The organism is Streptomyces sp. NBRC 110035 (genome assembly GCF_000829695.1).
Taxonomy (GTDB): domain Bacteria; phylum Actinomycetota; class Actinomycetes; order Streptomycetales; family Streptomycetaceae; genus Streptomyces.
This window is the reverse complement of sequence record NZ_BBNN01000018.1, coordinates 250,021-276,148: the sequence shown is the minus strand read 5'-3', so window position 1 is coordinate 276,148 and position 26,128 is coordinate 250,021. Positions and strand designations below refer to the sequence as shown.

The window sequence follows — 26,128 nt, the reverse complement described above, 5'->3', positions numbered from 1 at the left end:
GGAAGTCAGTCCTCCAGTGCGGCGAGGCCGGGGAGCGTCTTGCCCTCGAGGTATTCGAGGGAGGCGCCGCCTCCGGTCGAGATGTGGCCGAATGCCTTTTCGTCGAAGCCCAGGATGCGGACGGCCGCGGCGGAGTCGCCGCCGCCGACCACGGTGTAGCCCGGGGAGTCGAGGAGGGCCTGGGCGACCGCTTTGGTGCCCTCGGCGTAGTCGGGGTGCTCGAAGACGCCCATGGGGCCGTTCCAGAAGACGGTGGCCGCGTCGGCGAGCTTCGAGGCGTAGAGCGTGCAGGTCTCGGGACCGATGTCCAGGCCCATCCGGCCGGCCGGCATGGCGTCCGCGGCGACGGCGGCGGGGTGGGCCGGCGCCTTGGTCTTCAGGTCCGGGAACGCCTCGGCGACCAGGGTGTCGACCGGCAGCAGCAGTTCGACGCCGTTCTCCTCGGCGCGCTCCAGGTACTCGGTGACGACGGACAGCTGGTCCTCCTGGACCAGCGACGTGCCGATCTCGCAGCCCTTGGCCTTGAGGAAGGTGTACGCCATGCCGCCGCCGATGAGGATGCGGTCGGCCTTGCCGAGCAGTTCGTCGATGACGGCGAGCTTGTCGGAGACCTTGGCGCCGCCGAGGGCGACGACGTAGGGCCGCTGGACGTCGTCCGTGAGCTTCTTCAGGACGCCGACCTCGGTGGCGATGAGGTGGCCCGCGGCGTGCGCCAGGCGGGCCGGGAGGTCGTACACGGACGCGTGCTTGCGGTGCACCGCGCCGAAGCCGTCGCCCACGTACAGGTCGGCCAGGCCGGCCAGACGGTCGGCGAAGGCTCCGCGCTCGGCGTCGTCCTTGGCGGTCTCGCCGGCGTTGAAACGCAGGTTCTCGAGGACCGCGACCTGTCCGTCGGCGAGGCCGGCGACGGTGGCGGTGGCGGACTCGCCGACGGTGTCCGTCGCGAACGCCACGTCGGTGCCGAGGAGTTCACCCAGACGGGCGGCGGCCGGGGCGAGCGAGAAGGCGGGGTCCGGGGCGCCCTTGGGGCGGCCCAGGTGCGAGGCGACGACGACACGGCCGCCCGCCTCGGCGAGCGCCCTGACGGTGGGCAGCACCGCGCGGATGCGGCCGTCGTCGGTGATGGTGGTGCCGTCCAGCGGCACGTTGAGGTCGGCGCGGACGAAGACCCGCTTGCCCGCGACCCCTTCGGCGAGGAGTTCGTCGATCGTCTTCATGAAGGGACTCCTGGAGAAGAGCTTGTGTTCGCTCGTGATCACTCGTGATCGGAAGCGGTCGACCGCTCCGATACGCGCGTCAGGGCTCGGACAGCGCGTTGGCGCGCCGGCCGAGCCCTGCACTCATATCAGGCGGTCTGCTCCACGATCAGAGCTGGTTGCCGATGAAGACCGTGAGGTCCACGAGGCGGTTGGAGTAGCCCCACTCGTTGTCGTACCAACCGATGATCTTCACGCTCTTGCCGTCCTGGACCATGGTCAGGGACGAGTCGAACGTGCAGGACGCCGGGGCGTTGACGATGTCGGAGGAGACGATCGGGTCCTCCGTGTACTCGAGGAGACCCTTGAGCTCGCCCTCGGCGGCCTTCTGGAAGGCGGCGTTGACCTCTTCCTTGGTGACCTCGCGGCCGAGCTCGACGACCAGGTCGGTGACCGAGCCGGTCGGCACCGGGACGCGCATCGCGATGCCGTCCAGCTTGCCCTCGAGCTGCGGGAGCACCAGGGCGGTGGCCTTCGCCGCACCGGTCGTCGTGGGGATGATGTTCTCGGCGGCGGCACGGGCGCGGCGCAGGTCCTTGTGCGGGAAGTCAAGGATGCGCTGGTCGTTCGTGTACGCGTGCACCGTCGTCATCAGGCCCTTGACGATGCCGAAGTTCTCGTCGAGCACCTTCGCCATCGGCGCCACGCAGTTGGTGGTGCAGGAGGCGTTGGAGATGACGTGGTGGTTCGCCGGGTCGTACTGGTCCTGGTTGACGCCCAGCACGATGGTGACGTCCTCATCCTTGGCCGGAGCCGAGATGATGACCTTCTTGGCGCCACCGGTGATGTGCTTCTCGGCGTCGGCCTTCTTCGTGAAGATGCCGGTCGACTCGATCACGATGTCGACGCCCAGCTCACCCCACGGGATGTCCGCGGGGTCGCGCTCCGAGAGCACCTTGACCGTCTTGTCGCCGACGGTGATCGTGTCGGAGGTGTGGGTCACCTCCTGCTTGAGGCGGCCCAGAATGGTGTCGTACTTCAGCAGGTGGGCAGTGGTCGCGGTGTCACCCAGGTCATTGACCGCCACGATCTCGATGTCTGCGCCCTGCTCGAGCAATGCGCGGAAGTAGTTCCGGCCGATGCGGCCAAACCCGTTGATGCCTACGCGGATCGTCACGAACCGATCTCCTCGTTGGTGCGCCGGCTCAAGTCGCCGGCGAGCTGTATTGGGATGTCCCCGACCACCCCCGACCCTACCTCTCCGGCCCCGTGCCCGTGACATCGAGTCGGTCCATTCCCGGCAGGCCGCCCCTTACCCGCCAGTAGGGTGCGGACCGCCCAGGTCGGGGGACCCCGTGCGGCTCCGTCACGAAGGGCGGCCCGGCCCGGGCCGCAGGCCCTACGCCCCGTGGCCCGCTGCGGAGTTGGACCGTCGGCGGCCGCCCCCGGCCGTCGGCCTCTCCCGGCGGAGCCCTCGGCCCGCCGAGGGCATACCGGGGCGTACGGGCCGGCGGGGCGGCGGAGAACATCCGGCGTGTCCGGCCGGGGCACGCCACCCGCCACGACAAGGCCCTGTCCGTCGCCCGGCGGCACGGCACCGGCCCCGCCCCGCAGCCCTCGCGGACCACTCCTGCACACGCGTGCACGCAGCCGGCACAAGGGGCTCTCCCGGACGGCACGCCGGCGGCGGACACGTGCGGCGGCGGTCCCGCCGGAGGTACCGCACGGCGGGGGAATCCGGCGGCGAGGACGTCAGGACGTGTCCGGCGACCGTGCCGGAGACGCGGGGCCCGGCACGCGCCCCCGAACTCTTCGAGCAGGAGTGCCCCGGCCGGACGGACACCACCGGTCGTCTCCGGTCCGACCCGACGGACAGGTCCTGGAGCCTGCGGCGGAAGGGGCGCGTACCGCGCGACGCCCGGCACGCGCCCCCGCCGCACCGCCCGGAGGCCCGGGTACGCCCGGTACGAGGGCTTCCGGGCGGCACGCCGGGAGCACGCTTCCCCGAGCTCTCGGCTTCGCTCGAGCAGGGCCCCTGCATGACGCCGCGCGGCCGCCCTCCGGGCGACGACGCCCCTTCCGCCACAGGTCCTAGCCGACGAGGTTGTCGACGAGTTCCTCGCCGATGCCGGCCTCCGTGCCCGGGATGCCGAGGTCGCCGGCGCGCTTGTCGGCCATCGCGAGCAGCCGGCGGATCCGGCCGGCCACGGCGTCCTTGGTCAGCGGCGGGTCGGCGAGCGCGCCCAGTTCCTCCAGCGAGGCCTGCTTGTGCTCCATGCGCAGCCGCCCGGCCGCGGCGAGGTGCTCGGGGACGTCGTCGGCGAGGATCTCCAGGGCACGCTGCACCCGGGCTCCGGCGGCGACGGCCGCGCGGGCCGAGCGGCGCAGGTTGGCGTCGTCGAAGTTGGCCAGCCGGTTCGCCGTGGCCCGCACCTCGCGGCGCATCCGGCGCTCCTCCCAGGCCAGCACCGAGTCGTGCGCGCCCAGCCGGGTGAGCAGCGCACCGATGGCGTCGCCGTCACGGACGACGACCCGGTCCACGCCGCGCACCTCGCGGGCCTTGGAGGGGATGTGCAGGCGGCGGGCGGCGCCGACGAGGGCGAGCGCGGCCTCCGGGCCGGGGCAGGTCACCTCCAGGGAGCAGGAGCGGCCCGGTTCGGTGAGGGAGCCGTGCGCGAGGAACGCCCCGCGCCAGGCCGCCTCGGCGTCGCAGGTGGCCCCCGAGACCACCTGGGGGGGCAGCCCTCGGATCGGACGGCCCCGGCCGTCCACCAGGCCGGTCTGGCGGGCCAGCTGATCGCCGCCCGCGACCACCCGGACGACGTAGCGCGAGCCGCGGCGCAGTCCGCCCGGTGCCATCACGATCAGTTCGGAGCTGTGGCCGAAGATCTCCAGGATGTCCCGCTTGAGGCGGCGGGCGGCCATCGCCGTGTCCAGCTCCGCCTCGATCACGATGCGCCCGCTCACCAGGTGAAGGCCGCCGGCGAACCGCAGAACGGCGGAGACCTCCGCCTTCCTGCAGCAGGTCCGGGTGACGGGGAGCCGGGAAACCTCGTCCTTCACCGCTGCCGTCATCGCCATGGGCCGATCCTTCCATGCATCCGGAAAATACGGTCGTACGCGGCGGCCAACAGCTCCGGGTCGTGCCGGGGGCTTCCGTCGGGCCGGGCCACCGGCGCCAGCTCGACCGCGGCGCCGAGCCGCTCGGCGGCGTCGGCCAGCAGGTCGCGGTCGGGCACGGCGGCCTCGTCGGCCAGCACCACGTCCAGGGCGAGTTTAGGGGCGTGTCGTCCCAAAACCTCCACATGACGCTGCGGGGAGAAGCCCTCGGTTTCTCCGGGCTGCGGGGCGAGGTTCAGGGAGAGCACCCGGCGCGCCTTGGTCCGGATGAGCGCGTCCAGCAGCTCCGGCACCAGGAGGTGCGGGATGACCGAGGAGAACCAGGAGCCGGGGCCGAGCACCACCCAGTCGGCGTCGAGGACCGCCTCGACCGCCTCGGGGACGGCGGGCGGGTCGTTCGGCACGAGGTGCACGGACTGCACCTCACCGGGGGTGAGGGCGACGGTCGCCTGGCCGCGGACGGTGTCCACGGCCTCGGGACGCTCGGGGTCGTGGCCCTTCACCAGCGCCTGGAGTTCCAGTGGTACGGCCGACATGGGCAGTACCCGCCCGTGCGCGCCGAGCAGCCGGCCCACCAGGTCCAGGGCCTGGACGTGGTCGCCGAGCTGCTCCCACAGGGCGACGATCAGCAGATTGCCGACCGCGTGCTCGTGCAGCTCGCCCCTGGACTGGAAGCGGTGCTGGATGACCCGGGCCCAGGTCTGGCCCCAGTCGTCGTCGCCGCACAGCGCGGCCAGCGCCTTGCGCAGGTCGCCGGGCGGCAGCACACCCAGTTCGTCGCGCAGCCGCCCGCTGGAGCCGCCGTCGTCGGCCACGGTGACGACGGCGGTGAGGTCGCCGGTGATCCGGCGCAGCGCGGCGAGCGAGGCGGACAGTCCCATGCCGCCGCCGAGGGCGACCACCTTGGGCTGGGCGCCGCGGCGCCGCGGCCTGGCACCGCGGGCCCCGGTCTGCCGTCCGGCGGCGCGCCCTTCGGGCATCACCCGGCGCAGCCGGTGCAGCCGCGGAGTACGTGCGGTCATTCCCGTCCCATGTCCCGGTGGACGACCACCGTCTCCACACCCTCCGCGGCGAGTCGGGCGGCGAGCTTCTCCGACATGGCGACCGAGCGGTGCTTGCCGCCGGTGCAGCCGACGGCGATGGTCACGTAGCGCTTGCCCTCGCGGCGGTAGCCCGCGGCGATCAGCCGCAGCAGCTCGGCGTACCGGTCGAGGAACTCCTTGGCGCCGGGCTGGTTGAAGACGTACGCCGCCACCTCCTCGTTGCGGCCGGTGAAGGCGCGCAGTTCCGGGACCCAGTGCGGGTTGGGCAGGAACCGCATGTCCACGACCAGGTCGGCGTCGACCGGGAGGCCGTACTTGAAGCCGAAGGACATCACGGTGGCCCGCAGCTCGGGCTCCTCGTCGCCGGCGAACTGGGCGTCCATCTTGGCGCGCAGTTCGTGCACGTTGAGGCTGGAGGTGTCGATCACCAGGTCGGCGTCGCCGCGCAGTTCGCGCAGCAGTTCGCGCTCGGCGGTGATGCCGTCGACGATGCGGCCGTCGCCCTGGAGGGGGTGCGGGCGGCGTACCGACTCGAAGCGGCGCACCAGGGCTTCCTCGGAGGACTCCAGGAAGACGGTCCGCCGGGTGACGCCCCGGTGGTCGAGGTCGGCGAGGGATTCGCGGAGGTTGTCGAAGAAGCGCCGGCCGCGGACGTCGACGACGACCGCGATCCGGGCCACGTTCCCCTGGGAGCGAGCGCCGAGTTCCACCATGGTGGGGATCAGGGCGGGCGGGAGGTTGTCGACGACGAACCAGCCCAGGTCCTCCAGACACTTCGCGGCCGTGGAGCGGCCGGCTCCGGACATGCCGGAGATGATCACCAGCTCGGGGATCGCCGCTTCGGGGGCCCCGGCCGTTTCCTTGCCCGTACTCACCTGTGCTCCGTCACCTGTTCCGTCGCCGTCGCCCTGCCGTGTCCCGGGGGCGGTGTCCCGGGCACCGCCCCGGCTCGCGCCCGTGTCCCGGTCCCCATCCCGACCGGTGTCCTGGCCTGTCTCGTGCTCGGTCATGTCTCCAGCCCCCGTCGATCGTCCGGGGTGCCCGTGGACACGGGCTCCCCGGGAGGACCCCCGGCCTTCCCGGGTTCCTCCACCTCGTCCATACCGTCCGTGTCATCCGTGCCCACCATGTCATCCATGATCTCGCCCGTCGCCGTGTTGACGGCGGGACCGGCGGGGACCGCCCCGGCGAGGGCGGCGGTGATCGCCTCGGCCGTCCTGCGGCCCACACCGGGCACGTCGCAGATCTGTTCGACGGTCGCCGCGCGCAGCTTCCTCACCGAGCCGAAGTGCTTGATCAGCGCCTGCTTGCGGGCCTCTCCGAGGCCGGGCACGTCGTCCAGCGGACCGGACCGGAAGCGTTTGGCCCGCTTGACACGCTGATAGCCGATGGCGAAGCGGTGGGCCTCGTCCCGGACACGCTGGAGCAGGTAGAGGCCCTCACTGCTGCGGGGCAGCACCACGGGGTCGTCGTCGTCCGGCAGCCACACCTCCTCCAGCCGCTTGGCGAGGCCGCACACCGCGATGTCGTCGATGCCCAGCTCTTCCAGGGCCCGGCGGGCCGCCGCGACCTGGGGGGCGCCGCCGTCGACGACGACCAGCTGGGGCGGGTACGCGAAGCGCTTGGGGCGGCCGTCTTCCTCGGTGAGCGTGTCCGCGGACGGCAGGGCGGAGCCACCGGTGGCCCCGGCCTCCGCGGCGGTTCCGACGGTCGTGCCGTCCACGGGCTGCCCGCCGTCGGGTTCCGTACCCCCGCTCCACTCGCCGGTGCGCTCCTTGTCGGCGAGATAGCGCCGGAAGCGGCGGGTGATCACCTCGTGCATGGACCGGACGTCGTCCTGGCCGGCGAAGCTCTTGATCTGGAAGCGTCGGTACTCGCTCTTGCGGGCCAGTCCGTCCTCGAAGACGACCATGGAGGCCACGACGTCGTCGCCCTGGAGGTGCGAGATGTCGTAGCACTCGATCCGCAGCGGGGCGCTGTCCAGGCCCAGGGCGTCGGCGATCTCCTCCAGCGCGCGCGAGCGCGTGGTCAGGTCGGAGGCGCGCTTGGTCTTGTGCAGGACGAGGGCCTGCTGGGCGTTGCGCTCCACGGTCTCCATCAGGGCCCGCTTGTCCCCGCGCTGCGGGACCCGCAGGGAGACTCCCGAGCCCCGACGCCCGGTGAGCCACTGCTGGACGGGCTCCACCGGGTCGGGCAGCGCGGGGACCAGGACCTCCCTCGGGACGGCGTCGCCGGTCTCCTCGCCGTACAGCTGCTGCAGGGCGTGCTCCACCAGGGCACCGGTGGTGATCTCCTCCACCTTGTCGGTGACCCAGCCGCGCTGGCCGCGCACGCGTCCGCCGCGCACGTGGAAGATCTGGACGGCCGCCTCCAGCTCGTCCTCGGCGACCGCGACCAGGTCGGCGTCGGTGGCATCGGCGAGCACCACCGCGCTCTTCTCCATGGCCTTCCTCAGGGCCCCGATGTCGTCGCGCAGGCGGGCGGCCCGCTCGTACTCCATCTCCTCGGCCGCCTCGGTCATCCGCTGCTCCAGGCGGCGCACATAGGTGCCGGTGCGGCCGGCCATGAAGTCGCAGAACTCCTCGGCGAGTTCACGGTGGTCCTCGGCGGAGACGCGGTCCACGCAGGGCGCCGAGCACTTGCCGATGTAGCCGAGCAGGCAGGGACGGCCGGTACGGGCGGCGTTCTTGAAGACACCGGCCGAGCAGGTACGCACCGGGAACACCCGCAGCAGCAGGTCCACGGTGTCGCGGATCGCCCACGCGTGCCCGTACGGGCCGAAGTACCGGACGCCCTTCTTCTTGTGACCGCGCATCACCTGCACGCGCGGGAACTCCTCGTTCATCGTCACCGCGAGGTAGGGGTAGCTCTTGTCGTCGCGGTACTTGACGTTGAACCGGGGGTCGTACTCCTTGATCCAGGAATACTCCAGCTGGAGCGCCTCGACCTCCGTGGACACCACCGTCCACTCCACGGAGGCGGCCGTGGTGACCATGGTACGGGTGCGCGGATGGAGCCCGGCGAGGTCCTGGAAGTAGCTCGCCAGGCGCTGGCGCAGGCTCTTCGCCTTTCCGACGTAGATCACCCGGCGGTGCTCGTCGCGAAAACGGTAGACCCCCGGCGAGTCGGGGATCTCGCCCGGTTTGGGGCGGTAGCTGGAGGGGTCGGCCATGTCTCACACCCTACTGGCGGGCACCGACACGGCGGCGGGGCCGTGCGGCCACGGGCCGGGCACCGCTCCGGAAGGGTTATGACCGGTGGGAAACGGGAAGGTGGGGGGTCCGGCCCCTCGGGCGGGATGCCAGCAGGATGCGGACGCGGTCACGAGTCGGAGGGCTGGTCGGACAATGCGACAGACACGGATCGAGAAAACACGACGGCCGGCCGCCCGCGCCCGCCGGTACGCGGACGAGACGGCCGCCCTCCTCGACTCCCTCGACCCACGCGACCCCGACATCGTGCGCGCCAAGCGCCTGGGTCCGCGTCCGAAGGACGGCCACGGCGCGGCAGGCCGGTCGTAGGGAAGGCGCGGGGAAGCCCCGGAGAAGTCGCGGGAATCCTCCCCGGCGGGGTGTCAGGGGCCGTGCCGGCCGTCGGGCCGGCACGGCCCCTGACGTCTGCGCACCGCATGTGGGCGCCGCGCGGTGCCCACATGTTGGGCATCAGGTGTTGTCGGGAATTGGTCAACACGCTTCAATGCGGGGGAACTCGGGGACCCTGAACGGCGGCGTACGGATGTGAGGACCCCTCCGCGCCGACGGGGGAGTGCCCCGGGGTGTGCAGAGCGAACGGCCTGACCAGCCGTTGTGGACATCAGAGAAAGGCCCCTGCATGCCGCACGCCACACCGCACACGGACACCACCACCGCGGAACTGGACTCGGCCCTGCACGGCGGCCCCTTCCATGTCGCCCTGCGGGCCGCGATAGCAGCCCGCGGCCTGCCGCTGCAGCGGGTGCAGCACCATCTGTCGCGCCACGGCGTGAAGGTGGGTGTCACCAGCCTCAGTTACTGGCAACAGGGCGCCCGCCGCCCGCAGCGCGCCGAGTCGCTGCGGGCCGTACGGGCGCTGGAGGAGATCCTGGAGCTGCCGGAGGAGTCGCTGATCCGTCTGCTCGCCGAGTCCGACGAGCAGGCCCCGGACGGTCGCCCCGGGGGCCGTTCCTACCGCTCACTGGTCGAGGCCTCGGGCGTCCTGACGAGGCTGCTGGCCGAGCTCGGCGCCACCCGGGACAGCGGGCTGCAGACCCTGGGCCACCATGAGCGGGTGCGGATCGGGGAGCACCGGGAGCTGGCGGAGCGTGAGTCCCACCACATCGTGCGCGCCCACCGGGACGGCATCGACCGCTTCGTGGCCGTCCACCACGGCGACCCCGGTGCCGCACCGGCCCGGATGACCGTGCACGCCCTGGAGAACTGCCGTACCGGCCGCGTCCGCCGGCAGCAGGACACCGGCCTGCTCGCGGCCGAGCTGCTCTTCGACACACGGCTGCGGGCCGGTGACACGTTCCTCTTCCGGTACGCCGTGGAGGACGGCACGGCCGGTGTCTCGTGCGAGTACGTGCACGGGACGGACTCCCCCGGCGGCCAGTACGCGCTCCAGGTCTGCTTCGACGCCGGGGCCCTCCCGGCGCGCTGCCACCGGTTCACCCAGCACTCCGCGGCGGCACCGCGCGGCGGCCGTCAGGAGCTGGCGGTCAGCGCCCGGCACCGTTCGGTGCACCTGGTCGAACCGCGCGTGCGAACGGGATACGTGGGGATCGACTGGGACTGGGGCTGAACCCCCGGCTCCGGGCCGGGCCCGGCCTCGCGACCCGGACCGGCGGCTCAGGTCCGCGGCTCAGGTCCGCGGCTTCGCGACGATCGTGCCGTTGCGGGCCTCGCCGGAGAGCGGTGTCAGTGGTGCCACCGCCGGCTCGCGCAGCACCCTGCCGGTGGTGGCGTCGAACTCGCTGCCGTGACAGGGGCAGATCAGCTTCGTCCCCTTCAGCCGGTTGATGGGGCAGCTCGCGTGCGTGCAGAGGGTGCTGTACCCCGTGAAGGAGCCGTCCTCGTCCCGGCTGACCGCGATGTTGTGGTCCCAGAACAGCTTGCTGCTCCCCGGGGCGACCTCGCTCTCCGCGCCGAGCTCGACGGGCCCGGTCGGCAGCGAGGGCCTCTCCTCGCCTCCCCCGCAGGCGGTGAGGCCGAGTCCGGCCACAGGAGTGAGGGCCATCCCCCTCAGGACGGTACGACGGCTCGCGGCGGACCGGCCGGACAGGGGAACTCCACGGGTCGGGCGGCGGTACGGGCGACCATACCGGGGGTGCCCCTTCCGCTTGCCGCGTGGGGAGCGGGTGGGGACGGCGGGAAGAGACCGGCCGGGACCGGACGTACCCGAGCGACGTAAACGTTTGCGCAAGCGTTTACGTCCGCCGTCGGATGGGATAGCTTTCCCCGTCACGGAGCCACGACGGGGCATCCGCACCGGCCGGGAGCACGAAGGGAGTGGGCGATGGCGACCATGACGGACGTGGCGCGGTGCGCCGGGGTCTCGGTCGCGACCGTCTCGCACGTCCTGAACGGCACACGTCCGGTGCTCCCGCGCACCCGACAGGCGGTCCTGAACGCCGTCGAGGAACTCGGCTACACCCCGAACACGCTGGCCCGCTCGCTGGTGACCTCCCGTACCCGTTCGATCGGGCTCGCGGTGTCGGCGATCAGCAACCCGTACTTCACCGAGATCCTCCAGGGGGTCGAGGCGGCCGCCCTGGAGTACGGCTACAGCCTGCTCATCGCCGATCCGCACGACGACCCCGAGCACGAGCGCAAGGTGGTGCAGCTGCTGCACGAGCGCCGGGTGGAGGGCGTGGTCGTCGCACCGTCCGCGCAGCCGCGCGAGCTGCTCGCCTACCTCGGACGCCATCAGGTGCCGGCCGTGTTCCTGGACCGGGTGGTCGGGGACTTCGGGGAGGGCGGCCCGCGCTTCGACCAGGTCTGCGCCGAGAACACCGAGCCGACGGCCCTGCTGGTCGCACACCTCGCCCGGCTCGGTCACCGCCGGATCGCCCTGGTCGCCGGGCGGCCGGGGTTCAGCACCACCGCCGAGCGGATCACCGGCTACCGGCACGGCCTGGCGGGGGCGGGGCTGCCGTTCGACGAGCGGCTCCTGGTGCACGGCGACTCCGAGTCGGCGGGCGCCGAACGGGCCACCGGTGACCTGCTCTCCCTCGGCGCTCCCCCGACCGCGGTGGTCACCGGGAACAACGCCATGACCATCGGCGCGCTGCGCGCCCTGCGCTCCCACGGTCTCTCCGTGCCCGGGGACATCGCGCTGTGCTGCTTCGACGACTTCGCCTGGGCGGACCTGTTCTCCCCCCGGCTCACCGCGATCGCCCAGCCCGGCAAGGAGATCGGCGCCCGTGCCGTCCAGGTGCTCCTGGACCGCCTGGCCGCGCCGGACCGGCCCGCGCGGACCGAGCGGCTCTCCTGCGCCTTCGTGCACCGCACGTCCTGCGGCTGCCCGGACCCGGCAGCCGTCCACGGAACCCGAGAAAGGGACCCCTCGTGATCGTCGTAGCCGGTGAGGCACTGATCGACCTGGTACCGCAGGGCGCGGGCGCGCTCACGGCGTTGACGCCGGCGCTCGGTGGCGGCCCCTACAACACGGCGGTGGCACTGGGCCGTCTCGGCTCCCCCGTCACCTTCTGCTCCCGGGTGTCCCGCGACGCCTTCGGTGAGGCGCTGCTGGACCGGCTGCGCGAGACCGGCGTGGCGGTGTCGTCGGTGCAGCGCGGTGACGAGCCCACGACGCTCGCCGTCGCCACGGTCTCGGCGGACGGCTCGGCGGTCTACTCCTTCTACGTGGAGGGGACGGCGGACCGGCTCTTCGCGGCGCCGGACGCGTTGCCGGCCGGGACCCGCGCGGTGTCGTTCGGCACCTGCTCCCTGGTACTGGAGCCGGGGGCGACCGCGTACGAGGAGCTGATGCGCACCGCCCACGCGCGGGGCGTGTTCACGGCACTGGATCCCAACATCCGGCCGGGGCTGATCCCGGACCCCGACGCCTACCGGAGCCGGTTCCTGAGCTGGCTGCCGTCGGTGTCGCTGCTGAAGCTGTCCGAGGAGGACGCCCGCTGGCTCGGTGGCACCCCCGCGCGGTGGCTGGCGGCCGGTCCGGCGGCGGTCGTGGTCACCCGGGGCGGTGACGGGCTGACCGTGTTCACGCGGGAGGGCGGCGAGTACACCGTGCCGGGTGAGCGGGTCGAGGTGGTGGACACGATCGGCGCGGGTGACACCGTCAACGCGGCGCTGCTGCACGGTCTGGCGGCCCGGGACGCACTCAGCGAGCAGGGGGCGGCCGAGCTGGGCGCGGACGGCTGGCGGGAGCTGCTCGGTTTCGCGGCGCGCGCGGCGGCGGTCACCTGCTCGCGCGCGGGCGCGGAGCCTCCGTACGCGCGTGAGGTAGCCGTTTGACGGCCGCCCCGCCGGTTTCGCTGCCGGTCGGGGGCCAACGGGCAGGTGCGTGGAGGACACCGTGGCTTCACCCCACGTCACTCGTTGACCCGACGGCAGGCGAGCCGGGTTCCCCCGCCGGAGCGGGGACGGTCCGTTCCTCCGGGAGGTGCTTGGCGCCGAGCGTGCGCGTCCCCGCCCTCGCGGGGACGCGCCAGGTCCCCCAGCCGCCTGCCCCTACCGCTTGGCTGCCGCCTTCCGTCGGCCGGCAGCCTTCTTCACCGGTGCCTTCACAGGGCGTGCGGCATCACTGATCTTCTCCGGCTCAAGAATCTCCCGCAGGAACTTGCCGGTGTGGCTGGCCGGAACCCCGGCCACCTGCTCGGGCGTGCCCTCCGCGACGACCAGGCCACCGCCGGAACCGCCCTCGGGTCCCATGTCGACGACCCAGTCCGCGGTCTTGATCACATCGAGGTTGTGCTCGATGACGATGACCGTGTTGCCCTTGTCGACCAGGCCGGACAGGACGGTCAGCAGTTTGCTGATGTCCTCGAAGTGCAGTCCGGTGGTCGGCTCGTCCAGGACGTAGACCGTGCGGCCGGTGGAGCGCCGCTGCAGCTCGCTCGCGAGCTTCACCCGCTGGGCCTCGCCGCCGGACAGGGTCGTGGCCGCCTGGCCGAGTCGGACGTACCCGAGACCGACGTCGTGGAGGGTCTTCATGTGGCGGGAGATCGCCGGGACGGCCTCGAAGAAGTGCATGGCCTCCTCGATCGGCATGTTCAGGACGTCGGCGATGGACTTGCCCTTGTAGTGGACCTCCAGGGTCTCCCGGTTGTAGCGGGCGCCGTGGCAGACCTCGCACGGGACGTAGACGTCCGGGAGGAAGTTCATCTCGATCTTGATGGTGCCGTCGCCCGAGCAGTTCTCGCAGCGGCCCCCCTTGACGTTGAAGGAGAACCGGCCGGGCATGTAGCCGCGGACCTTCGCCTCCGTCGTCTCGGCGAACAGCTTGCGGACGTGGTCGAAGACGCCGGTGTACGTCGCCGGGTTGGATCGCGGGGTGCGGCCGATGGGCGACTGGTCGACGTGCACGACCTTGTCGACGAGGTCGTCGCCGTCCACGCGCGTGTGCCGGCCGGGGACGTTGCGGGCGCCGTTCAGCTCGCGGGCCAGGTGGGTGTACAGGATGTCGTTGACCAGCGTGGACTTGCCGGAGCCCGAGACGCCGGTGACCGCCGTGAACACGCCGAGGGGGAAGGAGACCTCGATGTCCCGCAGGTTGTTCTCGCGGGCTCCGTGCACCGTGAGCCGGCGCGACGGGTCGAGCGGGCGGCGGACGTCCGGCAGCGGGATCGCCTTCCGGCCGGACAGGTACTGCCCGGTCTGTGACTCGGTGTTCTCGAGCAGTTCCTTCAGGGCCCCGCTGTGCACGACCTTGCCGCCGTGCTCACCGGCGCCGGGACCGATGTCGACGATCCAGTCGGCGACCTTGATGGTGTCCTCGTCGTGTTCGACGACGATGAGCGTGTTGCCCATGTCGCGGAGCCTGACCAGTGTCTCGATCAGCCGGTGGTTGTCGCGCTGGTGCAGGCCGATGGAGGGCTCGTCGAGGACGTAGAGGACGCCGACGAGGCCGGAGCCGATCTGGGTGGCCAGGCGGATGCGCTGGGCCTCACCGCCGGAGAGGGTGCCCGCCGCGCGGTTCAGCGAGAGGTAGTCGAGGCCCACGTCGACCAGGAACCGCAGCCGCTCGTTGACCTCCTTCAGCACCCGCTCGGCGATCTTCTTGTCGCGGGCGGAGAGCTTGAGCTCGCCCAGGAAGTCCGCGCACTCGCTGATGGACATGGCCGAGATGTCGGCGATCGACTTCCCCATCACCGTGACGGCGAGGACGATGGGCTTGAGACGGGTGCCCGCGCAGGAGGCGCAGGCGACCTCGCGCATGTACCCCTCGAAGCGCTCGCGGCTGGCGTCGCTCTCGGCCTCGCTGTGCCGGCGCTTGACGAAGGGAACGGCCCCCTCGAAGGCCGTCGTGTACCGGCGCTCGCGCCCGTACCGGTTGCGGTAGCGGACCTCGACCTGAGTCTTGTGGCCGTTCAGCAGGGCCTTCTTGGCGCGCTGCGGCAGACCGGCGAAGGGGATGTCGGTGCGGAAGCCGAGCGCGTCGGCGAGGGCGCCGATCAGCCGGGCGAAGTAGTCCTTGGTGTGCCCGTGCGACCAGGGGTGGATGGCGCCCTCGTCGAGGCTCTTGTCCGGGTCGGGGACGATCAGCTCCGCGTCGACCTCCATGCGCGTGCCGATGCCTCCGCATTCGGGGCAGGCGCCGAAGGGCGAGTTGAAGGAGAAGGAGCGGGGCTCCAGCTCCTCGAAGGAGAGGTCGTCGTAGGGGCAGTACAGGTGCTCGGAGAACATGCGCTCGCGCTCGGGGTCGTCCTCCGGGAGGTCGACGAAGTCGAGCACGACCATGCCGCCGGACAGGCCGAGCGCGGTCTCGACGGAGTCGGTGAGGCGGCGCTTGGCGGTGTCCTTCACCGTGAGGCGGTCCACGACCACCTCGATGGTGTGCTTCTCCTGCTTCTTCAGCGCGGGCGGGTCGGACAGCTGGACGGTCTCGCCGTCCACCCGCGCGCGGGAGTAGCCCTTGGTCTGGAGCTCGGCGAAGAGGTCGGCGAACTCCCCCTTGCGCTCCCGCACCAGCGGCGACAGCACCTGGAAGCGGCTGCCCTCCGGCAGCTCCAGCACCCGGTCGACGATGGCCTGCGGCGACTGGCGCGAGATGGGCCGGGAGCACTGGGGGCAGTGCGGCTTGCCGATGCGGGCGAAGAGCAGCCGCAGGTAGTCGTAGACCTCGGTGATGGTGCCGACCGTGGAGCGCGGGTTGCGCGAGGTCGACTTCTGGTCGATGGAGACGGCCGGGGACAGGCCCTCGATGAAGTCGACGTCGGGCTTGTCCATCTGGCCGAGGAACTGCCGGGCGTACGAGGAGAGCGACTCCACGTAGCGCCGCTGTCCCTCGGCGAAGATCGTGTCGAAGGCCAGCGAGGACTTGCCCGACCCCGACAGGCCCGTGAAGACGATGAGCGAGTCGCGCGGGAGGTCGAGCGAGACGTTCTTGAGGTTGTGCTCGCGGGCTCCACGGACGATGAGACGGTCGGCCACGCCGGTCCGCACCTTTCTTGAGAGAAGTGACAGGGGCGGGACCCCCGTGCTTTCTCACACTAGGGCGAGCCACTGACAACGCCGGTCGGATTCACGGGTTGACAACAGTCCCCGGCTCTCCAGCATGCCCGACGCCGCGTCCGAGCTTATAGCACGCGCATTCGATTCACGGTCTCCTCTCGCCACCTTCACCCGAAGGTGTGGCGGGACTAGGGTCGGCTCCATGATTGATCACGTCCATGACCTGGCGTCCGTACACGACGCAACCGAGCGGCTGCTCCTCGCGGTCGGCACACTGGACAACGCCGCTGTGACGAAGGCGTCACGGCTTCCGGGCTGGACCCGCGGACACGTGCTGGCCCACCTCGCGCGCAACGCGGACGCCCTGGTGAACGTTCTGGAGGGGCGTCCCATGTACGTCTCCGGCGCCGCGCGGGAGGCCGACATCGAGCGGGACGCCGCGCGCCCCCTCGACGTGCAGCTCGCGGACCTGCGGGAGACGGCGGCCCGCGTCCAGCGGGTGGGCGCGGCACCGGCGGACTGGTCGCGCACCGTGGAACTGCGCGGCGGTGTCACGGACCGGGCGGCCCGGGTGCCGTTCCGACGCTGGGCCGAGGTGGAACTGCACCACGTGGACCTCGATGTCGGCTACGAGCTGGAGGACCTTCCGGCGGAGTTCACCGAGCGGGAGATCGGTTTCCTGGCCGCGCGGTTCGACGGCCACCGGGACGTGCCCACGACCCGTCTGACCACCGCCGGCGGCCGGACCTGGACCACCGGGGGCGGGGCGGCCGGCGACCCGGTCGAGGTCGGGGGGCCGGTCGAGGTCGGGGGGCCGGCCGCGGCTCTGCTCGGCTGGCTCGCCGGGCGCCGCGACGGCTCGGGGCTGACGGTGACGTCCGGCACCCTGCCCGCCCTCCCCCCGCTATAGGCTGGCAGCCATGACGTACAGCGGGCGTGTGACGGTCGGCGGGGCGGCCGACGTGCACGAACTCAAGGACCTGATGATCACCAAGGTCGCCGTCGGCCCCATGGACAACAACGCCTATCTGCTGCGTTGCCGGGCCACCGACGAGCAGCTGCTGATCGACGCGGCCAACGACGCGGACACCCTGCTGGGCACGATCGGTGACGACGGCATCGCCTCCGTCGTCACCACGCACCGGCACGGCGACCACTGGCAGGCGCTCGAGCGGGTGGTGGCGGCCACCGGGGCCCGCACCCACGCGGGCCGGGACGACGCCGAGGGCATCCCGGTGCCGACGGACGTCCTGGTCGACGACGGCGACACGGTCCGGGTCGGACACGTGGAACTCACCGCGCGCCATCTCGTCGGCCACACACCCGGCTCGATCGCCCTCGTGTACAACGATCCGCACGGACATCCCCATCTCTTCACCGGGGACTGCCTGTTCCCGAGCGGTGTGGGCAACACCCACAAGGACCCGGAGGCGTTCGCCCGGCTGCTCCATGACGTCGAGACGAAGATCTTCGACGTGCTCCCCGACGAGACCTGGGTCTATCCCGGGCACGGCGACGACACCACGCTGGGCGCCGAGCGCCCGCAGCTGCCCCGGTGGCGCGCACGGGGCTGGTGAGCGGCCGCCGGGCGACACGGCGCAGGCGCCGGTTCGGGTGAGCCCCCGTCCTTCGGGGCGGGGCTCACGCCGGTGCCCGTCCGGTGCCGGCCAGCGCCGCGATCCGCTCCACCGCGAACACGTACCCCTGGACCCCGCAGCCCGCGATGACCCCGTCGGCCCGCAGCGAGACGTAGGAGTGGTGCCGGAAGGACTCGCGCCGGTGGATGTTGGAGATGTGGACCTCCACCACGGGCAGGCCGTCACAGGCGTTGAGGGCGTCCAGGATGGCCACGGAGGTGTGCGAGTAGGCACCGGGATTGATCACGATGCCGCTGTGGTTCAGCCGCGCCTCGTGGATCCAGTCCACCAGCTCGCCCTCGTGGTTGGACTGCCGCAGGTCCACCGTGCCTCCGTGCGCGCCTGCCGCCTCGACGCACAGGGCCTCCACGTCGGCGAGCGTCTCGGAGCCGTAGATCTTCGGCTGACGCTGCCCGAGCAGGTTCAGATTGGGGCCGTTGAGAATCATGATCGGGGCATCGGCCAGGCTGCGGTGCACAGTTCCTCCGGTCCGTTCGGAAAAGATCGGAAAAGGTCGGGACGAGGTCTATCACGCCCCGCCGACGGTCGCCCCGGTCCCGCTGTGCCGGGGGAACCGCCTCCGGGCGGGGGTGCGTCGGCGCGTGGGGGCTGCGCGGCCACGCCCCGCCCGGAGGCGGTTCCCGAATCCGGCGCTACGGGTTGATCGCCAGTTCGAGATAGGCCGCGAGGATCACCAGGTGCACCCCGCCCTGGAGCGGCGTGGCCCGGCCGGGGCGCACGGTCAGGGCACCGACGACCACGGTCAGGGCGAGCAGCACCATATGGGTGTTGCCGAGGCCCAGGACGAGCGGGCCGGAGAGCCAGAGGGAGGCTGTCGCGACCGCGGGGATGGTCAGGCCGATGCTGGCCATCGCCGAGCCGAGCGCGAGATTCACACTGGTCTGCACCCGGTTGCGCCGCGCGGCGCGCACGGCGGCGATGGTCTCGGGCAGCAGGACCAGCAGCGCGATGATCACACCGACGACGGCGTGGGGCAGCCCGGCCGACTTGACACCGGACTCGATGGCGGGTGAGACGCCTTTGGCCAGGCCGACCACCCCCACCAGGGCCAGGCCGAGCAGCCCGAGGCTGGTCAGGGCGGTGCGGCTGGAGGGTGCGGCCGCGTGCTCGTCCTCCGGGGCCACGGCCGGTCTGGGCTTGCCGGGCTTGACCACGGGCAGGAAGTAGTCGCGGTGCCGGACGGTCTGTGTCGCGACGAACAGGCCGTAGAGGATCAGCGAGGTGACCGCGGCGAAGGTGAGCTGTACCCCGGAGAATTCCGGGCCCGGCTTGCTGGTGGTGAACGTCGGCAGCACCAGGGTGAGGGTCGCCAGCGTGGCCACCGTGGCGAGCGCGGCGCCGGCGCCTTCCGGATTGAAGGTGGCCGTGCCGTGCCGCAGCGAACCGACCAGCAGACTCACACCGAGGATGCCGTTGCAGGTGACCATCACGGCCGCGAAGACGGTGTCCCTGGCCAGGGACGCGGTGTCGGGCCCTCCGTCGATCATCAGGGTGACGATCAGTGCGACCTCGATGATCGTGACGGCGACCGCGAGGACCAGTGACCCGAAGGGTTCGCCGACCCGGTGGGCCACCACCTCCGCATGGTGCACCGCGGCCAGCACGGCTGCCGCCAGCACCACGACCGCCACGGCGATGACCGCGCCGGACAGCTTGCTTCCCCAGGTCAGAGCCAGGAGAACCACCGCGAGGGCGGGTACCGCGGTCGTCCACCGGCCCGCGAGTGTTCTGATCCACGCGGTCATGCGGAGCCCTCGGACCTGGAGGGACCGCGCAGTTCCCTCGCTCGGCGCCCTGAGGAGTGAATCACCCGGTGGGTCGCTCCAAGGTCCCCGCTCCGTGCGGGTGCCCGGCCGTGCGACCGGTCCCGCCGACGCCCGGCGAACCCGATCGCTCGCATCGTCCCTGTCGCTCCGAGGTTGTGGTCGTGGTCGTCGCGCATGATCTCCTCTGCCGGCAGGGGGACGGTCGTCCGCGGGCGGCGGTGGGCGTGGCCGCGTCCCTCGGCGGGTCGTTCTTTCCAGGTCCGGCACGAGACAGGCAGGTGCCGGGAGCGGTGCGCGACTGCCTGCCGCGCCCCGCTCCCGGACATCTCCTGCCCGTTCCCGGACGGGTCGGACGCCGGGTCAGACGTCGATGCTGTCCTTGTCGGTGCCCTCGGCCCGGTCCTCCTCGGCCCGGTCCTTCGGCGCCTGCTTCCGGGAGGCCCTGAGGCTGGTGATCGTGGTGACGATCAGGACACCACAGATCACGCCCAGCGACACCGGGATGCTGATCTCGGGAACGTGCACCCCGGACTCGTGCAGTGCGTGCAGCACCAGCTTCACACCGATGAAGCCGAGAATGATCGACAGGCCGTAGGACAGGTGGACCAGCTTCCGCAGCAGACCGCCGATGAGGAAGTACAGCTGCCGCAGACCCATGAGGGCGAACGCGTTCGCGGTGAACACGATGTACGGGTCCTGGGTCAGACCGAAGATCGCGGGGATCGAGTCGAGCGCGAAGAGCACGTCCGTGGTGCCGATGGCGAGCATCACGACCAGCATCGGGGTCATGACCCGCTTGCCGTTCTGCTCGATCCACAGCTTGGTGCCGTGGTACCGGTCGGCCACGCCGAACCTGCGCTCGGCAGCCTTGAGGAGCTTGTTCTCCTCGAACTCCTCGTCCTCCTCGTCGGAGCGGGCCTCCTGGACGAGCTTCCAGGCCGTGTAGATCAGGAAGGCACCGAAGATGTAGAAGACCCACGAGAAGCTGGCGATGATCGCGGCACCCGCGGCGATGAAGATCGCCCGCAGGACCAGGGCGATGAGCACACCGATGAGCAGCACCCTCTGCTGGTACTGCGACGGCACCGCGAACTTCGCCATGATCAGGACGAAGACGAACAGGTTGTCGACGCTCAGCGACTTTTCGGTGATGTAGCCGGCGAAGAACTCGCCTGCGGGCTGCCCCCCGCCGAAGACCAGCAGGCCGAGCCCGAAGAGGACGGCCAGGGCGATCCAGACAACGGTCCAGATGCCCGCTTCCTTGATGGAAACGTCGTGCGGCTTGCGCCCGATGAAGAAGTCGATCGAAACGAGGGCGAGAAGGCCCACGACGGTCAGGACCCAAAGGGTCGAGGTAACTTCCACTGCGCCTCCGGCAGATACGTCTCACGGAAAATGTCAGCGTCATTGCTGCCGGAGGTCTCTTCCACCCGGGCCCTCCGGTGCTCGACAGCACCGGACAAACCCATGGGCCGACGCCCCGGGATCAGGCCTGATCCGTATTGACGGGGTCGCCGCACAGACAGGGAGTACTCCCCTCCGTGCGCAAAACCATACCCCCATCACCAAGGTTTGGTAAAGAGCGAGGTAAAGGAATCACCAAAGCCGCAGGTGGGATGTGGTCGCGCGGGGACAGGGTCCAAGAGATGGGACGCCATCGCGGCGACTACGGACGCACGATCACGGGTCCTCGGTCCCGGGTTCCCGGTCAGGGGCGCCATGCCCGTCGGGCCTCGGCGACCCGGGTGAGCACCTGCTGGAGAACCTGGCTGCCCGGCGGCACGAGCGGGGGTTCGTACGTCCAGGCGTGTCCGACCCACGGGTCGGCCAGATGGCTGTCGGCCACCGGGGTCAGCCGCAGCAGGGAGCGCCACAGGGGATCGAGCAGCGGGCCGTATCCGGAGGCCTCCTCCCGGTCGGCGACCATCATCAGGTGGACGCCGGAGGCCGGGCCCTCGTCGGCGAGGTAGCGCAGCTGGTTCACGGCACGGTCGTCGAAACCGTGCGGGAAGTCGTTGACGATCAGCAGTTGCTGGGAGGTGTCGAAGCCGGGCGGCAGCGAGTCGGCCGCCGAGCCGCGCAGCGCCATCTGCACCAGGTCGACGCGCTGGGTGAGCCGGCCCAGGACATCCGCGACGCCCGCGGCGCCCTGGGCGGGCGGGGCCGCCAGCACACCGCTGCGCGTCAGCGGAACCAGCGGCTGCGCGCCCGACCCGGCCGGGTCGACGACGTGCACGGTGAACTCGCCCGCCGGGTGGACGGCGAGCAGGCGTGCCGCGTGTGCCACCGCCGCCTCCATGGCGAGACGCCGCATGGCGTGGGCGTCGGTGAACGACTCGTCCAGGGCGTCGGTCCGGCCGCTGTCGATCCACAGGCCGCGCTCCAGCGGCAGCCGGAGCAGCATCGGGATGCGGATCCGGTCGGCCTCGGGCAGCCGGAGGTCGCCCAGGCGCAGCGCCATGGGAATCTCCATCGGTACCCGGTAGGCGTGCCAGACGGGGTTGTCCCAGCGTGCGTAGGCCGCGGGCAGGGCGGGTTCGACGACCTCGGCCTCGGCGACGAGCTGGGCGAGGTCGCGGTCGAGGGCCTCCCTCGCCCGGTCGACGAGCTCGGCCTGCCGGGCCCCGGCCGCCTCGCGTGCCGCGTCGCCCTGGCCGCCGATCCGGTTGCGCGGGTCGGACAGGACCTGCTCCAGCTCCTTGTCCATGCGGGACTCGGCGAAGTCGACGGCACTGCGGTAGGCGGCGGTGGTGCGGGCCAGGTCCTCGAACATGCCCCAGACCTGGTTGTAGAGGCGCTCCTCCATGGACCAGCCGGTCGCGTCGCCTGCGACGGGCTGCGCGGGCTGTCCCGGAGGGGCCGGGGGCGCGGTCGGCGGGGGAGGAGGCGGCGCGGCACTCCGCCGGCGGGGATGGCTGTAGTCGATGGGGCCGCCGGCGGTCGCCGGGGACGGGTCCACCGCTCCTCCGGGGTGGGCCGGCCGCGCTCCGCCCCGGCCCGGTGGTCCGGCCGGCTGCCCGCCGTACGCGGGCGGCACGGGGCCGGGGGTGCCCTGGGGTGCGGTGCCGCCGCCCTGGTCGGGGTGGTGGGCCGGAGTGGCCGCCCGGCGGGAACGGTCGTCTTCGGAAGGGCGGGGCGGGGGCGCCTGCACGGAGCGGGCCAGGCCCCGGGCGACCGCTTGGTCGATGCTGCCCGCGAGCTGCCGCGCCTGGGGCAGGGCCTGGTCGGTGAGGAGCTCGGCCAGGCCGCCGGCGTATCCCTGACCGACCGCGCGCACCTTCCAGACGCCCTGGCGCCGGTAGAGCTCCAGGGCGACGACGGCCGTCTCGGCTTCCAGGCCGGTGATGGTGTAGCTGGCCACTTCGGTGCCGTCCAGCCCGGTGACCGCGACGAAGGGTGCGGCGACGGTGCCGAAGCGGGTGGGGCCCTGGCCCGCGGGGGCGGGCAGGGCGAGCAGCACGCCGACGCGGTGGACCGCGTCGGCCAGGGCGTCCAGGTCCACCGCGAGCCGGTGGTCGGCCGCGGCCTGCCGCGACACCTCCAGGCCGGGCCGGGTGGGCGAGCCCGGGTGGGCCACCCACTCCACCCCGTGGATCCTGCCGTCCTCGTCGCCGAGCGCGGCCACGGTCACGACCGGCGTGCCGGCCGAGACCCGGATCTCGAGACGGGACTGGGAGAGCGGGTGGTTCTGCCCCCGCACCAGCTCAGCCGTCATCGCCCTCGTCCCCCCGTGTCGCGTGTGTCACTCGTGTTCCGTCGTTCGTGACGTACCGCTCGTGACGTGCTGCCCGCCGCGTCACAAGCGGTGGTCCGGGCGCCGCTTGTGACGCTCAGAGCACCGGCAGGATCGCGGGCATCAGGTCCTGGAAGGTGCGGCCGTTGGCCGGGTTGCCGAGGGCGGTCATCGTCCAGCCCGTGCCCGAGCGGTGCACCTTCGCCATCAACTGCGCCGTGTAGGCGCCGCCGCCGGCCAGGGTGTAGCGGGCGAGCTCCTCGCCGTTGGTCTCGTCGACGAGACGGCAGAACGCGTTCTGCACCTCCTGGAAGGTCTGGCCCGTGAAGGAGTTCACGGTGAAGACGATCTGGTCGATGTGGACCGGGACACGGGACAGGTCGACGAGAATGGCCTCGTCGTCGCCGCCCTGGCCGACGCCGCCGACGAGGTTGTCGCCGGTGTGGCGCACGGAGCCGTCGTCGCTCACCAGGTGGCGGAAGAAGACGACGTCGACCGGCTGCTTGTCCGCGAACAGGACGGCGGAGGCGTCCAGGTCGATCTCCCGGGTACGCGAGCCGAACAGGCCGCGGCGGGGGGCGGCCTGCCAGCCGAGACCCATACGGACCGCAGTCAGGCTGCCGCCGTCGTTCTTCTGCAGGCTGATGGCCTGACCCTTGGTCATGTTGACGGTCACGCGCTGATTCCCCTCTCGGACTTCCCCTGTTGCCGCGACACCGCGGATGTCCAGAACCCTACGCAGGAGCACTGACAGTGACGCACCCCGGTCCGCGCTTTGTGTCGGTCTTGCAACACAGCCCGTGCCGGACGGGCACCGCACCGGAACGCGGCGCCGTCAGGACAGGCCCGCCTCCCGCATCTGCCGCAACTCCTTCTTCATCTCGGACACCTCGTCGCGCAGCCGGGCCGCGATCTCGAACTGCAGGTCGGCGGCGGCGGCCCGCATCCGCGCGGTGAGCTCCTCGATCTGTTCGGCGAGCTCCGCCGCGGGCCGGTCGGTGGGCACCGGATCGGCGCCCTTGGTCCTGCCCTTCGCGCCCGTGCCCGCCCTGGTGCCGAGCGCGGGCACGGGGGCCTTGGCCCCGCCACCGTCCTTCTTGGTCTGGCGGTAGCCGGAGCCCAGCAGCTGCTCGGTGTCGATGTCCTCGCGGGCGATCTGGGAGACGATGTCGTTGATCTTCTTGCGGAGCGGCTGGGGGTCGATGCCCTTCGCCCGGTTGTAGGCGACCTGCTTCTCCCGGCGGCGGTTGGTCTCGTCGATGGCCTTCTCCATCGCCGGGGTGATCTTGTCCGCGTACATGTGGACCTGGCCGGAGACGTTGCGCGCCGCGCGGCCGATGGTCTGGATCAGGGAGGTGCCCGAGCGCAGGAAGCCCTCCTTGTCGGCGTCGAGGATCGCCACCAGGGAAACCTCGGGCAGGTCGAGGCCCTCACGCAGCAGGTTGATGCCGACGAGGACGTCGTACTCGCCGCTGCGCAGCTCCCGGAGCAGCTCGACGCGGCGCAGGGTGTCGACGTCGCTGTGGAGGTAGCGGACCTGGATGCCGAGTTCGAGGAAGTAGTCGGTGAGGTCCTCGGCCATCTTCTTGGTGAGCGTGGTCACCAGGACGCGCTCGTCCTTCTCGACCCGCGAGCGGATCTCGTGCACCAGGTCGTCGATCTGGCCCTCGGTGGGCTTGACCACGACCTCCGGGTCGACCAGGCCGGTGGGGCGGATGATCTGCTCGACGACGCCGTCCGAGCGGGAGAGTTCGTACTGGCCGGGGGTGGCCGACAGGTACACGGCCTGGCCGATGCGCTCCTGGAACTCCTCCCACTTCAGCGGGCGGTTGTCCAGGGCGGAGGGGAGCCGGAAGCCGTGGTCGACGAGGGTGCGCTTGCGGGACGCGTCGCCCTCGTACATGGCGCCGATCTGGGGCACGGTGACGTGCGACTCGTCGATGACCAGGAGGAAGTCGTCGGGGAAGTAGTCCATCAGGGTGTTCGGCGGGGAGCCGGGCAGGCGGCCGTCGAAGTGCATCGAGTAGTTCTCGACGCCGGAGCAGCTGCCGATCTGGCGGAGCATCTCGAGGTCGTAGGTGGTGCGCATCCGCAGGCGCTGGGCCTCCAGGAGCTTGCCCTGCTTCTCCAGCTCGGCGAGGCGGCCGGTGAGCTCCTTCTCGATGTCGCCCACGGCCCGCTCCATGCGTTCGGGGCCGGCGACGTAGTGGGAGGCCGGGAAGACGTACAGCTGCTGGTCGTCGCTGATGATCTCGCCGGTGACCGGGTGGAGCGTGGAGAGCGCCTCGATCTCGTCGCCGAACATCTCGATGCGGACGGCGAGCTCCTCGTAGACCGGGAAGATCTCGATGGTGTCGCCGCGGACGCGGAAGGTGCCCCGGGCGAAGGCCAGGTCGTTGCGCGCGTACTGGATGTCCACGAAGCGGCGCAGCAGCTCGTCCCGGTCGAACTCCTCGCCGACGCGGAGCGGCACCATGCGGTCCACGTACTCCTGCGGGGTGCCGAGACCGTAGATGCAGGAGACGGAGGCCACCACGACGACGTCACGGCGGGTGAGCAGCGAGTTGGTCGCGGAGTGGCGCAGCCGCTCGACCTCCTCGTTGATCGAGGAGTCCTTCTCGATGTAGGTGTCCGACTGCGGGACGTACGCCTCGGGCTGGTAGTAGTCGTAGTACGAGACGAAGTATTCGACCGCGTTGTTCGGCAGCAGCTCGCGGAACTCGTTGGCCAGCTGGGCGGCCAGGGTCTTGTTCGGCGCCATGACCAGGGTGGGGCGCTGGAGTTTTTCGATCATCCACGCGGTGGTGGCGGACTTGCCGGTACCGGTCGCCCCCAGGAGGACGACGTCCTTCTCGCCGGCTTCGATGCGCCGGGCGAGATCGGCGATGGCCGTCGGCTGGTCGCCGCTGGGCTGGTAGGGGCTGACGACCTCGAAGGGCGCCACCGTGCGTTCGATCTGGGAAACGGGCCGCATGCCACCCACCGTACGACCCCCCACT

20 protein-coding genes are annotated in these 26,128 nt (G+C 71.6%); 6 read left to right on the top strand and 14 right to left on the bottom strand.

The annotated features are described in order from the left end of the window. Positions 1–5: 5 nt before the first annotated feature. The 6 genes from pgk to uvrC form a co-directional block, all read right to left on the bottom strand. Positions 6–1,217 carry a phosphoglycerate kinase gene (gene pgk / locus TU30_RS07600; RefSeq protein ID WP_042166214.1) on the bottom strand — a complete coding sequence of 404 codons (1,212 nt, stop codon included), beginning with the start codon at positions 1,215–1,217 and terminating at the stop codon, positions 6–8. Between the two features lie 148 nt (positions 1,218–1,365). Then, positions 1,366–2,373 (bottom strand): type I glyceraldehyde-3-phosphate dehydrogenase, encoded by a 1,008-nt coding sequence (gene gap / locus TU30_RS07595; RefSeq protein WP_042166212.1) that lies wholly within the window; start codon positions 2,371–2,373, stop codon positions 1,366–1,368. Positions 2,374–3,287: 914 nt separating this feature from the next. After that, the gene (gene whiA, locus TU30_RS07590; protein WP_042166210.1) at positions 3,288–4,277 is read right to left on the bottom strand and encodes a DNA-binding protein WhiA; all 990 of its coding nucleotides are present in this window, start codon (positions 4,275–4,277) and stop codon (positions 3,288–3,290) included. Continuing rightward, positions 4,268–5,338 (bottom strand): uridine diphosphate-N-acetylglucosamine-binding protein YvcK, encoded by a 1,071-nt coding sequence (gene yvcK / locus TU30_RS07585; RefSeq protein WP_042166208.1) that lies wholly within the window; start codon positions 5,336–5,338, stop codon positions 4,268–4,270. The genes whiA and yvcK overlap by 10 nt, the downstream gene beginning before the upstream one ends. Beyond that, positions 5,335–6,369 carry an RNase adapter RapZ gene (rapZ, locus tag TU30_RS07580; protein ID WP_042166206.1) on the bottom strand — a complete coding sequence of 345 codons (1,035 nt, stop codon included), beginning with the start codon at positions 6,367–6,369 and terminating at the stop codon, positions 5,335–5,337. The genes yvcK and rapZ overlap by 4 nt, the downstream gene beginning before the upstream one ends. Continuing rightward, positions 6,366–8,531, bottom strand: coding sequence for an excinuclease ABC subunit UvrC (uvrC, locus tag TU30_RS07575; RefSeq protein WP_042166203.1), 2,166 nt, complete (start codon positions 8,529–8,531; stop codon positions 6,366–6,368). Before uvrC ends, rapZ begins: the two co-directional genes overlap by 4 nt. A gap of 175 nt (positions 8,532–8,706) precedes the next feature. Here uvrC and TU30_RS36445 point away from each other — a divergent pair, with 175 nt between their 5' ends. Both TU30_RS36445 and TU30_RS07570 read left to right on the top strand, forming a co-directional pair. Continuing rightward, positions 8,707–8,880 carry a hypothetical protein gene (locus TU30_RS36445; protein ID WP_176726223.1) on the top strand — a complete coding sequence of 58 codons (174 nt, stop codon included), beginning with the start codon at positions 8,707–8,709 and terminating at the stop codon, positions 8,878–8,880. A gap of 310 nt (positions 8,881–9,190) precedes the next feature. Beyond that, complete coding sequence (locus TU30_RS07570) at positions 9,191–10,138, top strand: hypothetical protein (protein ID WP_042166201.1); 948 nt, start codon at positions 9,191–9,193, stop codon at positions 10,136–10,138. 60 nt (positions 10,139–10,198) lie between these two features. Here TU30_RS07570 and TU30_RS07565 read toward each other — a convergent pair whose 3' ends face one another. Beyond that, positions 10,199–10,618: a Rieske (2Fe-2S) protein gene (locus TU30_RS07565; RefSeq protein ID WP_042166619.1), complete on the bottom strand. Its 420-nt coding sequence runs from the start codon at positions 10,616–10,618 to the stop codon at positions 10,199–10,201. 234 nt (positions 10,619–10,852) lie between these two features. On the opposite strand from TU30_RS07565, the gene TU30_RS07560 reads away from it, so the two are divergent. Both TU30_RS07560 and TU30_RS07555 read left to right on the top strand, forming a co-directional pair. Next, a complete protein-coding gene (locus tag TU30_RS07560; RefSeq protein ID WP_042166199.1) occupies positions 10,853–11,908 on the top strand; it encodes a LacI family DNA-binding transcriptional regulator in 1,056 nt (351 codons plus the stop codon). Continuing rightward, a complete protein-coding gene (locus TU30_RS07555) occupies positions 11,905–12,813 on the top strand; it encodes a carbohydrate kinase (protein ID WP_042166197.1) in 909 nt (302 codons plus the stop codon). The genes TU30_RS07560 and TU30_RS07555 overlap by 4 nt, the downstream gene beginning before the upstream one ends. A 216-nt stretch (positions 12,814–13,029) precedes the next feature. Here the strand turns inward: TU30_RS07555 and uvrA are convergent, their stop codons facing one another. Further along, positions 13,030–15,951, bottom strand: a complete 2,922-nt coding sequence (gene uvrA / locus TU30_RS07550; protein WP_042166195.1) for an excinuclease ABC subunit UvrA — start codon at positions 15,949–15,951, stop codon at positions 13,030–13,032. Positions 15,952–16,174: 223 nt separating this feature from the next. Here uvrA and TU30_RS07545 point away from each other — a divergent pair, with 223 nt between their 5' ends. Beyond that, positions 16,175–16,882: a maleylpyruvate isomerase family mycothiol-dependent enzyme gene (locus TU30_RS07545; protein WP_042166194.1), complete on the top strand. Its 708-nt coding sequence runs from the start codon at positions 16,175–16,177 to the stop codon at positions 16,880–16,882. 10 nt (positions 16,883–16,892) lie between these two features. Continuing rightward, complete coding sequence (locus tag TU30_RS07540; protein ID WP_042166192.1) at positions 16,893–17,549, top strand: MBL fold metallo-hydrolase; 657 nt, start codon at positions 16,893–16,895, stop codon at positions 17,547–17,549. Between the two features lie 64 nt (positions 17,550–17,613). On the opposite strand, the gene aroQ is transcribed toward TU30_RS07540, so the two are convergent. From aroQ to uvrB, 6 genes are all read right to left on the bottom strand, one after another. After that, a complete protein-coding gene (aroQ, locus tag TU30_RS07535) occupies positions 17,614–18,087 on the bottom strand; it encodes a type II 3-dehydroquinate dehydratase (RefSeq protein ID WP_042166189.1) in 474 nt (157 codons plus the stop codon). Positions 18,088–18,262: 175 nt separating this feature from the next. Then, a complete protein-coding gene (locus TU30_RS07530) occupies positions 18,263–19,375 on the bottom strand; it encodes a calcium:proton antiporter (protein WP_042166186.1) in 1,113 nt (370 codons plus the stop codon). A gap of 381 nt (positions 19,376–19,756) precedes the next feature. Continuing rightward, a complete protein-coding gene (locus TU30_RS07525; protein WP_042166184.1) occupies positions 19,757–20,761 on the bottom strand; it encodes a TerC family protein in 1,005 nt (334 codons plus the stop codon). A 343-nt stretch (positions 20,762–21,104) separates the two neighbouring features. After that, on the bottom strand, positions 21,105–23,111 hold the full coding sequence (locus TU30_RS07520) for a TerD family protein (RefSeq protein ID WP_042166181.1): 2,007 nt from the start codon (positions 23,109–23,111) through the stop codon (positions 21,105–21,107). 115 nt (positions 23,112–23,226) lie between these two features. After that, positions 23,227–23,805 (bottom strand): TerD family protein, encoded by a 579-nt coding sequence (locus tag TU30_RS07515; protein WP_042166179.1) that lies wholly within the window; start codon positions 23,803–23,805, stop codon positions 23,227–23,229. Positions 23,806–23,964: 159 nt separating this feature from the next. Continuing rightward, the gene (gene uvrB, locus TU30_RS07510) at positions 23,965–26,103 is read right to left on the bottom strand and encodes an excinuclease ABC subunit UvrB (protein ID WP_042166175.1); all 2,139 of its coding nucleotides are present in this window, start codon (positions 26,101–26,103) and stop codon (positions 23,965–23,967) included. Between the last annotated feature and the right edge of the window lie 25 nt (positions 26,104–26,128).

Bases quoted from the DNA above. Each gene is read 5' to 3' on its own strand.
- pgk (WP_042166214.1), bottom strand. From the start codon at position 1,217: ATGAAGACGATCGACGAACTCCTCGCCGAAGGGGTCGCGGGCAAGCGG.
- whiA (WP_042166210.1), bottom strand. From the start codon at position 4,277: ATGGCGATGACGGCAGCGGTGAAGGACGAGGTTTCCCGGCTCCCCGTC.
- yvcK (WP_042166208.1), bottom strand. From the start codon at position 5,338: ATGACCGCACGTACTCCGCGGCTGCACCGGCTGCGCCGGGTGATGCCC.
- rapZ (WP_042166206.1), bottom strand. From the start codon at position 6,369: ATGACCGAGCACGAGACAGGCCAGGACACCGGTCGGGATGGGGACCGG.
- uvrC (WP_042166203.1), bottom strand. From the start codon at position 8,531: ATGGCCGACCCCTCCAGCTACCGCCCCAAACCGGGCGAGATCCCCGAC.
- TU30_RS36445 (WP_176726223.1), top strand. From the start codon at position 8,707: ATGCGACAGACACGGATCGAGAAAACACGACGGCCGGCCGCCCGCGCC.
- TU30_RS07570 (WP_042166201.1), top strand. From the start codon at position 9,191: ATGCCGCACGCCACACCGCACACGGACACCACCACCGCGGAACTGGAC.
- TU30_RS07560 (WP_042166199.1), top strand. From the start codon at position 10,853: ATGGCGACCATGACGGACGTGGCGCGGTGCGCCGGGGTCTCGGTCGCG.
- TU30_RS07545 (WP_042166194.1), top strand. From the start codon at position 16,175: ATGATTGATCACGTCCATGACCTGGCGTCCGTACACGACGCAACCGAG.
- TU30_RS07540 (WP_042166192.1), top strand. From the start codon at position 16,893: ATGACGTACAGCGGGCGTGTGACGGTCGGCGGGGCGGCCGACGTGCAC.
- TU30_RS07530 (WP_042166186.1), bottom strand. From the start codon at position 19,375: ATGACCGCGTGGATCAGAACACTCGCGGGCCGGTGGACGACCGCGGTA.
- TU30_RS07520 (WP_042166181.1), bottom strand. From the start codon at position 23,111: ATGACGGCTGAGCTGGTGCGGGGGCAGAACCACCCGCTCTCCCAGTCC.
- uvrB (WP_042166175.1), bottom strand. From the start codon at position 26,103: ATGCGGCCCGTTTCCCAGATCGAACGCACGGTGGCGCCCTTCGAGGTC.